This is a genomic window from Spirosoma arcticum (genome assembly GCF_054779955.1).
On record NZ_BAAGXG010000009.1, the window covers coordinates 330,016 to 340,551 of the forward strand.

Annotated in this window: 11 protein-coding genes; 6 read left to right on the plus strand and 5 right to left on the minus strand. The window is 52.9% G+C overall.

Annotation, left to right across the window (positions count from 1 at the left end):
* Positions 1 to 7 precede the first annotated feature (7 nt).
* Both ACYVHB_RS21670 and ACYVHB_RS21675 read left to right on the plus strand, forming a co-directional pair.
* On the plus strand, positions 8 to 313 hold the full coding sequence (locus tag ACYVHB_RS21670) for a chaperone modulator CbpM (protein ID WP_461053884.1): 306 nt from the start codon (positions 8 to 10) through the stop codon (positions 311 to 313).
* Positions 314 to 721: 408 nt separating this feature from the next.
* Positions 722 to 1,069 carry a hypothetical protein gene (locus ACYVHB_RS21675; protein WP_461053885.1) on the plus strand — a complete coding sequence of 116 codons (348 nt, stop codon included), beginning with the start codon at positions 722 to 724 and terminating at the stop codon, positions 1,067 to 1,069.
* 242 nt (positions 1,070 to 1,311) lie between these two features.
* Here ACYVHB_RS21675 and ACYVHB_RS21680 read toward each other — a convergent pair whose 3' ends face one another.
* Both ACYVHB_RS21680 and ACYVHB_RS21685 read right to left on the minus strand, forming a co-directional pair.
* Complete coding sequence (locus ACYVHB_RS21680; protein WP_461053886.1) at positions 1,312 to 2,085, minus strand: CPBP family intramembrane glutamic endopeptidase; 774 nt, start codon at positions 2,083 to 2,085, stop codon at positions 1,312 to 1,314.
* A 9-nt stretch (positions 2,086 to 2,094) separates the two neighbouring features.
* Complete coding sequence (locus tag ACYVHB_RS21685; RefSeq protein WP_461053887.1) at positions 2,095 to 4,701, minus strand: cation-translocating P-type ATPase; 2,607 nt, start codon at positions 4,699 to 4,701, stop codon at positions 2,095 to 2,097.
* Between the two features lie 133 nt (positions 4,702 to 4,834).
* On the opposite strand from ACYVHB_RS21685, the gene ACYVHB_RS21690 reads away from it, so the two are divergent.
* Positions 4,835 to 5,497 carry a BON domain-containing protein gene (locus tag ACYVHB_RS21690; RefSeq protein WP_461053888.1) on the plus strand — a complete coding sequence of 221 codons (663 nt, stop codon included), beginning with the start codon at positions 4,835 to 4,837 and terminating at the stop codon, positions 5,495 to 5,497.
* Positions 5,498 to 5,628: 131 nt separating this feature from the next.
* Here the strand turns inward: ACYVHB_RS21690 and ACYVHB_RS21695 are convergent, their stop codons facing one another.
* A complete protein-coding gene (locus ACYVHB_RS21695; protein ID WP_461053889.1) occupies positions 5,629 to 6,759 on the minus strand; it encodes a L,D-transpeptidase family protein in 1,131 nt (376 codons plus the stop codon).
* 185 nt (positions 6,760 to 6,944) lie between these two features.
* Between ACYVHB_RS21695 and ACYVHB_RS21700 the strand changes: the two genes are divergently transcribed.
* Genes ACYVHB_RS21700 through ACYVHB_RS21710 form a run of 3 tightly spaced genes read left to right on the plus strand, consistent with a single transcriptional unit; the run spans position 6,945 to position 9,467 of the window.
* The gene (locus ACYVHB_RS21700; RefSeq protein WP_461053890.1) at positions 6,945 to 7,754 is read left to right on the plus strand and encodes a universal stress protein; all 810 of its coding nucleotides are present in this window, start codon (positions 6,945 to 6,947) and stop codon (positions 7,752 to 7,754) included.
* Positions 7,755 to 7,787: 33 nt separating this feature from the next.
* Positions 7,788 to 8,657, plus strand: coding sequence for a universal stress protein (locus ACYVHB_RS21705; RefSeq protein ID WP_461053891.1), 870 nt, complete (start codon positions 7,788 to 7,790; stop codon positions 8,655 to 8,657).
* A gap of 57 nt (positions 8,658 to 8,714) precedes the next feature.
* Positions 8,715 to 9,467: an SDR family NAD(P)-dependent oxidoreductase gene (locus ACYVHB_RS21710; protein ID WP_461053892.1), complete on the plus strand. Its 753-nt coding sequence runs from the start codon at positions 8,715 to 8,717 to the stop codon at positions 9,465 to 9,467.
* A gap of 498 nt (positions 9,468 to 9,965) precedes the next feature.
* Here the strand turns inward: ACYVHB_RS21710 and ACYVHB_RS21715 are convergent, their stop codons facing one another.
* Together ACYVHB_RS21715 and ACYVHB_RS21720 are read right to left on the minus strand one after the other, a co-directional pair.
* Positions 9,966 to 10,265: a hypothetical protein gene (locus ACYVHB_RS21715; protein ID WP_461053893.1), complete on the minus strand. Its 300-nt coding sequence runs from the start codon at positions 10,263 to 10,265 to the stop codon at positions 9,966 to 9,968.
* A partial coding sequence (locus tag ACYVHB_RS21720) for a hypothetical protein (RefSeq protein ID WP_461053894.1) occupies positions 10,262 to 10,536 on the minus strand: 275 nt, incomplete at its 5' end. The genes ACYVHB_RS21715 and ACYVHB_RS21720, both read right to left, overlap by 4 nt.

Here is a 10,536-nt window from a genome sequence, read left to right on the forward strand (position 1 = left end):
GCCCCGTATGCCGACCGATCCCTTAATTTCTGCCCACGAATTTTTTACGTATCACCAGCTTGAGATGGGCTTCGTGGTTGCCCTTGAAGAGCAGGGTATGTTGGAAACAATCACCATCGGGCCGGTTCGTTACCTGCATCCTGACCAGCTGGGTCCGCTCGAACGGCTCATCCGGCTGCACCGCGAGTTGGCCGTTCACGTGGAGGATTTAGACATTGTCATCCATCTGCTGGAACGTCTGGAGCAGGCACAGGAGCAGGTCGATCAACTACAAAACCGGCTGGCATTTTATGAGCCGACCATTGGAATTTAAGCAGTACGGCTTTTTGATAAAATTTATATATTAAAAGAAATTTAAATGGAAGCTATACGATTCATTATTCAAATTATTGCAACTGTTTCAGGCTCTTTGGCGGCTCTAATGAGTATTCTGATTTTCCTTCGGTTACAGTGGCCTGCGCCGACTTTGTGGATAGTAAAGCTGTTTGTGTTCTTTTTTGGAGTGGCAAACAGCAAAAAGATAGATAAGCAGAATTTCCTGAACGCTATCTCATAATTTAAAACAGTAGTTTAAAATCACCTCAAAAAATACTAATAAATTCGAAAACAGCGGACATGACCTTCGCATTGATACTTTATATGACACTATTCTTAATGAGTAAATTATTTAGACGGATTAATTTACTCAATCAAATGAAAACAAGACCCCTTTAGAAATTAAATGGAAACTTCAAAAAATATTGCAGGGCTGATAGGACCAATTCTTATGGTTCTTTCAGTATCCGAGTTCTTAAATTTTCGCATCTGGACAAAAGTAGAAGCAACTGTTGTTTATCTGAACGGTTTGCTTTTATTCACAGGCGGGCTTGCATTGATTCGTTCCCACAATAACTGGACTATTGACTGGACAATATTAATTACTTTAGTCGGATGGTTATCTCTAGCACTTGGACTATACAGAACATTCTTTCCACATGGCAAACAACTTAGGAGAAACGCTTTCTTGTATGTTACTCTTGGAACTTTATTTATTGTCGGAATTTCTTTGACAGTAAAAGCCTATTTCTAAACGACCTCGAAATGAAATCGGCAAAGAATAATTAACCGCCATTAGCGGTTTGTTAATATGACGGGTGATGTGCTTGGTATGAACTTTAATGCTAAAAATCCGCCACATCGCCAAGCCGCAGAACGTTATAGCACAACCCTTACACAAAAAAATCAGCTTCCAAATCGGGGCTGATTTTTCTTTTGAATACTACACACCCAGCCAGCCGTTCGTAGCCGAGTCAGGTATGAATAGCCTTGTAATCAGGCGTATCTGTACCGGGCCAATGTTTTTGAACCCCATAGAAAAATGATGGTTATAACTGTCATTGTCAACAAAATACACGTAATAAATGGGTCATAATGTCCACCCTGATTCAGAATCAGATACGGACTGATGTTAATCATCGCGTGAAAGAGAACCATAGCAAACACGCTTTTGCCCGTATTGTTGAAAAGCCAGACCATGACAACCCGCAACAGAACAGTGCTGACCGATTGCCACACTATCCAGACCGGCGTCTGATGCGTCTGACTCCAGGGTATAATGTGCCAGATGGCCCAAAACCCTCCCAAAATCAAACTTGCTTTTACCGAGCCATACCTGTTTTGCAACGGGTCAATCGCGTAGCCGCTCCAGCCAATTTCTTCGCCGATTGCACCAATAAAATAGATACCGAAAAAGATGAGTATAGATAAAACGGGTGTCTGGGATTCGGGGCTCAATGCGCTCGTCAGTTCCATATACCCATAAGAAAGTACAGCTATAACAGGCATCAGACAGACAATAGGCAGATACCACCGTTTGTCCTTAATTTTTTTGAAATCGAAGGTTTGGCTCAACAGTTCTTTAACGTCCTGGCTGGTTCGTTTTCTGTAAACCAGAATAATTGCCGCTATCAACGGGCAGAAGGTCATCAGCGCACTGATCGGAAGTTTTATGGGGAAAATGGTTGTAAAATCCGGGGCAACGGCTCCCAGTATCCAGCATGGAACAGACAGCAGAAAAACTAACCCGAAGAATGGTTGAACCTTCATGATCAACGGCTAAGTACGTTTCTCTATCAACTTGTACCCCTCGATCCAGCCCACCCCAACCAGCGCGGCCAGCGCACACCCCCCCAACTCTGGGGCCGATACGGGCGCAAAACCAAACAATTGCCGCACGTCCGGCACAAACAGCGTGGTCAGCAGCAGCCCCAGCGTCAGGCCCAGCATCATCGACAGCACCGGGTTGGGCACCCGGAACGTTTCAAACACCGACTGCGTAAACGACCGGTTCACCAGCGTCAACAGGATGTTGCTCAATACCAGCGTCGTAAACGTCAGCGTTCGGATTATCTCGACAGCCTCGCCCTCTTGCATGGCCACGTAATATACCCCCAGCACCGCTCCCGAAATTCCCAGACCCTGCGCGATGCTGCGGCCCAGCTCCGGCCCGGCCAGAAAGGTGTCGGTCAGTCGGCGGGGTGGTTGCTGCATCTGTCCCGCTTCGGCGGGTTCGTTCTCGAAGGCGATGGAGCAGGTCGGTCCCATGACCAGTTCCAGAAAAATGACGTGAATCGGACTGAACAGGTTCTCCCATTTCCAGCTCGCCAGCAGTGGCACGGCCACCGTCAGAATGATCGGAATGTGGATAGAAACGATGTAGGCAACCGCCTTTTTGAGGTTTTGGTAAATGCGCCGACCCTGCGCAATGGCATCGACCATACTGCTGAGATCATCGTTGACCAGCACGAGCGAGGCAGCTTGTTTGGCCACTTCCGTCCCGCGCTTGCCCATCGCCACGCCGATGTGGGCCGCTTTCAGGGCGGGGCCGTCGTTGACGCCGTCGCCGGTCATGGCCACCACTTCGCCATTTTGTTTGAGTGCGTTCACGACCCGCAGTTTGGCTGCGGGAAACATCCGGGCGAACACGGCCGTTTGGGCAGCCTGCTGCCGGAGTGAGGGTTCGTCCATGTCCATCACCTGCTGGCCCGTCAGCAGCGTATCGGCATCCGGCAACCCCACCTGCCGCGCAATAGCCTGCGCCGTTTCGGGGTAATCGCCGGTTATCATTTTCACCCGGATACCCGCTTCCGTAAAGGCCCGAATGACCACAGCCGCGTTCGGCTTGGGCGGATTTTCGAGCGCGACCAATCCCAGAAAAGACCACACAAAATCGTCCTGTTGCGCCGGAAAGTTCGACGAGCCGTACGCTCCCCGCGCCACCCCCAAAACCCGATACCCATCCTTCGAGAGTTGCCTGGTAACCCTCCTAATGGTGTCGGCCACCGTTCGGTCGGGTCGGCAAACGGCCAGAATGTGCTCGACGGCTCCTTTTCCGGCAATGATGAATTCGCCCGTTGGTGCCTGCCGGACGTGGGTCATCATGGGGGGCGTGCCGGCCAGGGGGTATTCGTGAATCATCGGATAGGGAGTGGCAGTGGCAGATGGGTCCGTTTTGACGAAGGCTTCGACAATGGCTTTTTCCATCGGGTCGAAGGGATCGGTTTCGCTGGCCCAGCGGGCATATTCCAGCACGGATTTGGCCGTTTCAGACATGATGCCCGGCCGGTCCCGCTCCGGCCGGTACGCCGGTGCGAGACCGGCCGGAGCGGTGGATTTGCCCGGCGTGGATTTGCCCGGCGTGGATTCGCCCGGCGTGGATTCGCCCGGCGTGGATTCGCCCGGCAATGATATCAGGGTGTCGGTAGAACCGTCATACACTTGCCGGACGCTCATGCCGTCCTGGGTGATCGTACCGGTCTTGTCGGTGCAGATTACCGTGGCCGAGCCCAGACTCTCGACCGTCTGGGGTTGTTTGGTCAAGACGCCCATCCGACTCAGGCGGGCGGCTCCCAGGGCCATAAAACTACTGAAGGCCACCGGAATTTCTTCGGGCAAAATCGACATGGCCAGTGTCAGGCCGAAGAGCAGGGCCGTAATCCAATCACCGGAGCGGGCGTAGTTGACGCCCCACACGATGGCGAACGCGCCCAGACCGATCCAGGCCATGCGGATCACAAATTGATTGATCTGGCGTTGCAGGGGCGTTTTTTCGGTTGGAATGGTGGCGAGGCTCCGCCCAATCTTACCAAGTTCGGTTTGTCCGCCTACCGCCGTGACGGTGAGCCACGCGCTGCCCGTGGTGGCGGTGGTGCCCGCAAAAACCCCGTCGCCGGTTGTTTTGGTGACCGAAACCGACTCGCCAGTCAGGATGGATTCGTCCACCGAAAAATCGCTGGCTTCGTCAGTCGTACCATCGGCCGAAACGCGCCCGCCTTCTTCAATCAGTACCACGTCACTTACCACAATCGTTTCGACGGGGATGGTGGTCAGCGTACCATTGCGCCGGACCTGCGCCCGGGGCTGGGTTAGTTCGCGGAGGGTACTCAGCGCCCGGTCGCTACGGATGGATTGATAGATCGAAATGCCCGATACCAGCAGCAGGGCCACGCTGAGGGTGATGGCTTCCTCGGTTCGGCCCAGCCCGACATACACCGCGCAGGCCACCAGCAGCAATAAAAACATCGGCTCCAGAACGACTTCTTTCATTGTCGTTAGCAGTGGCGAAGGAGCTTTGGTTGTCAAAACGTTACGTCCGTGTGACGCCCGCGACTGGGCAACGGCTTGGTCGGTCAGGCCCGGCAATGGACGTTGAGTGGTCAGCATAGCTGGTACAAACTAAACAGCTTTAAATCAACCATCACCTGAGCTAAATCATGCCGTTGTCTGAGTTGAATCAGGGGCGGGCAAACAGGGAGCCGGTAGTTTTGTCCCGGTTTTAAACAAACCCCAAACAGTTATGAAAACCAATGAGATGTTGCAGAAAGACGTTCAGGAGGCCATCAAATGGGAACCGCTTCTGAACGCAGCCGAGATCGGCGTAACGGCTAAAGATGGTGTAATTACCCTGACGGGCGTGGTCGACAGCTACGCGAAGAAGCTTGAAGCCGAAGATGCTGCCAAAAATGTAGCCGGGGTCAAAGCGGTGGCCGAGGAAATCACGATTGAGTTCAACGGCGCGGCCAAACACAATGACAGCCAGGTGGCCACCGAGGTTGTCAATGCCTTCAAATTCAACTGGGAAGTTCCTGAAGACAAGGTCCGCGTGACGGTCGAAAACGGCTGGGTGACGCTGTCGGGCGAAGTGGAATGGAATTACCAGAAGGAAGCCGCCCAGAAAGCCGTCAGGCATCTGGCCGGGGTGAAAGGCGTAAGCAACAACCTCACGATCCGGGCGAACCTTCACGACGCAATCGAGAAAATAGATATTGAGCGGGCGCTGAATCGCAACTGGTCCATTGACGCCGATGACATCAAGGTAGCCGTGTCGGGCAATCACGTCACCCTAAACGGCTTCGTCGATTCAATCTACCAGAAAGACGAAGCCGGGCGGATCGCCTGGAATGCCCCCGGCGTCAGGACGGTTGACAACGAGTTGGTGATTGACTACGATCTCATCTGACGGAATGGATTAGACCAATAAAAAAACGGGAGGAGATGTCTTCCCGTTTTTTATTGACTCCTGCCTGACTGATTCGCCGATCTGACCCCAACTAACAGCTTGTGGATATTTGACCCAAACCCAGCAGTAAATTACAATGCCAACTGCCACCAGCCATACACGTCCGGGTACACCTGTACGGCTCCGGCTTCGTCCATATCCACTAAGTTATAGGTTATAATAATCGGCACGGCAGCCGGTAGGGGTATCGTTTTAGGGCGAGCATTTACAGGGCAACAAGTCAAATAGTCCGCGCCGAAACGGGTGTACCCCAGCAGCAGATTAGCCAATTCGGCTGGCTTTTCGACCCGGATGCACCCGTGGCTCAATTGCCGGTCCTCCTTCGTAAAAGCTTGCCGGGTATTGGTATCGTGCAGGTAAATATCGTAGGGATCGGTCACGTTGAATTTCAGTATTCCCAGCGCATTATCGCAGCCGGTCGATTGCCGCAACCGATACGGAAATGAGTTAGTTGCCCAGTTTATGGTAGTCGGGTCTACAACCTGCCCCTTTGTGTTGATGACATGTAACTTCATAGCCTCCAGCAGCGCGACCGGGTTTTTACGAATCTTAGGCAGCAATTCCTTTCCTGTAATTGAGCGGGGTACGTTCCAGTACGGGTACGTCACTAAACTGGGAATAGAAGCGGTAAACAGGGGCGTTGGTGTGTCCCGCTTTCCGACCACAACCCGGCTACTAAGCGACGTATTGCCCTGCCGGTCGATGAGCCGCAGCGTGGCCGAGGGAATATTGACAACAACCCGTTTATCGGCGGGAAAGCGGTTGAGCCAGCGGTAGGTATTGAGGGTTTCCTGCACCTGCTCGATGGTGAGCGAGTCGGCCATGTAATCATCGACTAAGCAGCGCATACAGTAGGCGATCAGTTGCCGGTAGTGTCGATCCTGAGGTTCGAGCGAATCCAGTAGCGGGCACCAGTCGGCTTCGGCCGGGCTGCGCTGGGACAGAAACTGATGGGTGAGCCGGTTGATGCCTGCCGTATCGACGCGCTCCGGTAAACCCTGATAACTCATCCGGCGGGGCGTTCGGCCATAGATGATTTGGGTAAAATAACGCGTCAGGCAAGCCGAGTCGGGCTGAGCGCACAGACTGTCTACGCCGATGGCATGAGCGTACTGACGCAGCCGGGACCAATCGTCGGCCATCTGAGCTTCCACAGACCGGGTGGTTAAATACAGCAGCGAAACAAGCAGGAGCGTACGCATAATCGACGGGTGATGAGCTTAAGAATGGTTGTGGCAAAGGTGCAGCTAGCCCAGTGGACCGCCCGTGATGGCCATCAGCCCCCGGCCTGAGTTCAATCACCCCTTTGCCTGACAGGCGTCATGCATTGGCCCGCCCTTTATGATCACTTTTGTGGTGTTCCCTCACCTTACGTTCTCTCCCTGCTATGACCACGATTTTAGTTGCCACTGATTTTTCGGCGAGTGCGCACTGGGCTACGGATTACGCCCTCGAACTAGCCAAACAGCTCGACACGCGCTTAGTCCTTGTTCATGCGTACGACCTGCCTTCCAACGGTTCTCCCGACCGAATGACCCCAACGGACGAAGGACAGTATGAGGGAGCACTGCATCAACTCAGTCGTTTACGGGACCAGATGCTGGAGACCACTAACTGGTCCGTTAATGTATCGGTGGTGGCCCGGCCCGGCTCACCTCTCGCCAGTCTCGTCGATGAAGCTGCTAAACAGCAGGCCGATCTGCTGGTGATGAGTCTGGTGGGCGATGAGCCGGTAAAGGCCCGTCGCTTGGGCAGTTTAGCCACCGACATGATTCCCCACACCTCCGTGCCGCTGTTGCTGGTGCCCCCCGGTGCCATATTTCATAAACCCCAAAACATGGTGTTGGCGGTGGATCTGGCGCAACCCGTCGATGTGCTGGCCATCGACATGGCCCAGCGATTTGCCCATCTTCTGCAAACCACATTGGACGTCGTGTGTGTCGAAGACGAGCCGGACGAGTCACTGCTGGAAGCCGCCCGCCACATTCGGGACTTACTCCGGTATCAACCGCACACGTTCAGCTTCATACCCGGTTTTGATGTGGCCCTGGCCTTAGATGCCTATCTAGTCGAGCACCGAGCCGATCTGCTTATTCTGCTGCCAAAGCCGCATAGTCGGCTCCGCACGTTTCTGCTCGAATCGAACACCCAGGAAGTAGCCCGCTTAGCTACCTTACCCGTACTGGCCGCTGTTTGATACCCTCACATCTGTTTAACGGCCCGATCCCATATGAAAAAGATACTCCTGCTGACCGATTTGTCGGAAGCTTCCCACAACGCACTTCAGTTTGCCCGTTCGTTTTTCAGCGATACTCTTGTCGACTTTCACCTGCTCTGCGCCCATCCGGTAGAGTCCGGTAGCCAGCATAATCCCCTGCTCGTTGTCGAAACGCCCCGGTCCGCCTGTGCTGATCAACTTACCGACGTGGTGAGCAAGCTGCGCCGGGAAGCCACTAACGACTGGCATACCTTCCGCTCGTCGGCCTGCCCAGGACAGTGGATTGAGGTCGTTCAGCGGTCGCTCGAAGCGGAGGTGTATGATTTTGTGGTCATCGGTACGAACGCTGATGACACGAACGGGTCGTTTAGCAACGGGGCCATTGCCCTGATGCGCCAGCTCAAAGCGAACGCCCTGGTGGTACCTTTGGATGCGCGTGCCGGACTGATGCGGCAGGTGGTGCTGGCGGCTGATTTCGGCAATCTTGACAATGCCAAACTACTCAGCCCCGTCAAAGACTTGGTAACGCTCAAAGGGGCGGTTCTTGTCCTGCTGACCATCGACACACCCGGCAAAGACATCATTTACATCGAGCGGGAAGCCCACATTCGACAGTTTCTGGCTCCTGTAGTACCGACTATCGCCCGCTTACAGGCAGATAGTGCCAAGCAGGGGATAGATACTTACTTAGCTGGGCATCCGGTCGATCTCCTGGTAACGATTCCCCATCGCAACGGTGGGATAGACGCGCTGGCCGGGAATGATTCAACCCACGCACAGCCTTTCTCGCCCCCCGTACTGTTGCTGACGCTCTACGACGATGGCAGCGATGACCACCCCCAGCCGATCAACGAGCTATTGGCGATGGAGTATGCTCATTAACCAAAATGGCCGGGCATCGCAACTATTTTGACCCATATACTCAACGTTTCATTTAGTATGGATAAAGACTTTCAAGGAAAGACCGCCCTGATAACCGGAGCCGCTTCGGGTATTGGCAAAGCCGTTGCCCTGCTGTATGGCCAGCACGGAGCGAATGTGATGGTATCGGATGTGGACGAAGTGCAGGGCCACCAAGTTACTGAACAGGTGAAAGCGGCCGGGGCCAACGCCCGGTTTTTCAAGGCTGATGTCGGCGACCCGGTTCATTGCCAGGAGTTGGTGCAGGAAACCGTCCGGGCGTTCGGCTCGCTCGACATCGCCTGCAACAATGCGGGTATTGGTGGTGAGCTGAATCTGACCGCCGATTATAGTCTGGAGGGCTGGCAGCAGATTATCAATGTAAATCTCAATAGCGTCTTCTTTTGCCTGAAATACGAATTGGCCGTGATGCTCAACCAGGGCGGGGGCGTGATTGTCAATATGGCCTCGATCCTGGGTCAGGTTGGAACGCCTGCTTCACCGGGCTACGTAACGGCGAAGCACGGCATGGTCGGACTGACACAAACGGCGGCTATTGAGTATGCTTCACAGGGCATACGGATCAATGCCGTCGGCCCCGGCTACATCGACACGCCTTTGCTGAGTCAGCTACCCCCGGAAGTTATTCAACAATTAGTAAGTCTGCACCCGATTGGCCGGTTGGGCAGAGCAGAGGAAGTCGCTGAGTTGGTCATCTGGCTGAGTTCCGACAAAGCGTCTTTCGTCACCGGGTCGTACTATCCCGTTGATGGTGGCTATCTGGCTAAGTAAACCCTATTGACACTAGTGCACGAAGGGAAAGTATTTTAGTGATTAAGTTTCCTGTAAATTAAGACAGGTGATTTCACCGGTACACTAAACTGAACCAAAAAGACGCGTTCAGTCCCTCTGCTGGTGGGGCTTTTCAGCGGACTGATTGTTTCGGTACAATTGGTTGGAAAGGGTATAAAAAATCTGCTTCATTCCACTTTCACATCCTGACCAGCCCCGGCTGCAATCGGAGGTTTAACTGAACGATTCTCATGTTGACCCGTATTGGAAAGTGTTGCCAGTCGCCAGTATTGATAGTAACCTTGTCAGGAGAAATCAAGCGCACCCTCTAACTGTCGAATATGCAGATTGGGATAGTTCATCAGCATAAACTGGATGGATTGGTAACAGACTTTTATTCGATATTGATCTCTAATTCATGTTTAGCCTCCCGAACTGGGTTGAAGTCTGTTCATAAGTTGACTGTTTACGGTCAATATTATTCAGGACAAGTCAGTGTTACAGGAATGTGTTTAACGATACTGGTTTATGCACTTTTCTCAACGAGAATACTACGATTACTGAACACAGAAACACGGCACAACCCGAATAAAAACGCTGGTCGATGGTCCAGGCTTTACCCGCGATAAAAGACAATATAGCGGCTATTAAAAATACGACATAGATCGCCGTCGGCGTTGTCCGTGGCTTTTTATAGGTAGTTACCATTTGGGGGATACTGGCCACGACAACCGCTAGGCTGCTGGCAATCAGTCCGGCTTTTTCTCCAGCCACGAACCAGACAATCAGGCAGATCATACGAGAATGGCGGTCATTGTTTCAATCCACGACCACGAAATTTGTTTTTTTACGGCCAGCAAACCGGTAATGGCAGTCGATCCAGGAGCATTTCCGAGGGCAAGCCAATAATTGCCATCTTCCAGAATTGTCGTTATCGTGGCAATAATATCGAGCATGGCCCACAGCATAAAGGCGGCAAAACTCTGCTCGATTTTAGTTTTCAGCAGGCCCACAAAAAGGAGCGCATACCCTGATAGGCCAATTATTCCGGCAATTTGCGGCAAGTAAT

Bases quoted from the DNA above. Each gene is read 5' to 3' on its own strand.
- ACYVHB_RS21700 (WP_461053890.1), top strand. From the start codon at position 6,945: ATGACCACGATTTTAGTTGCCACTGATTTTTCGGCGAGTGCGCACTGG.
- ACYVHB_RS21695 (WP_461053889.1), bottom strand. From the start codon at position 6,759: ATGCGTACGCTCCTGCTTGTTTCGCTGCTGTATTTAACCACCCGGTCT.
- ACYVHB_RS21675 (WP_461053885.1), top strand. From the start codon at position 722: ATGGAAACTTCAAAAAATATTGCAGGGCTGATAGGACCAATTCTTATG.
- ACYVHB_RS21680 (WP_461053886.1), bottom strand. From the start codon at position 2,085: ATGAAGGTTCAACCATTCTTCGGGTTAGTTTTTCTGCTGTCTGTTCCA.
- ACYVHB_RS21690 (WP_461053888.1), top strand. From the start codon at position 4,835: ATGAAAACCAATGAGATGTTGCAGAAAGACGTTCAGGAGGCCATCAAA.
- ACYVHB_RS21685 (WP_461053887.1), bottom strand. From the start codon at position 4,701: ATGCTGACCACTCAACGTCCATTGCCGGGCCTGACCGACCAAGCCGTT.
- ACYVHB_RS21710 (WP_461053892.1), top strand. From the start codon at position 8,715: ATGGATAAAGACTTTCAAGGAAAGACCGCCCTGATAACCGGAGCCGCT.
- ACYVHB_RS21670 (WP_461053884.1), top strand. From the start codon at position 8: ATGCCGACCGATCCCTTAATTTCTGCCCACGAATTTTTTACGTATCAC.
- ACYVHB_RS21715 (WP_461053893.1), bottom strand. From the start codon at position 10,265: ATGATCTGCCTGATTGTCTGGTTCGTGGCTGGAGAAAAAGCCGGACTG.
- ACYVHB_RS21705 (WP_461053891.1), top strand. From the start codon at position 7,788: ATGAAAAAGATACTCCTGCTGACCGATTTGTCGGAAGCTTCCCACAAC.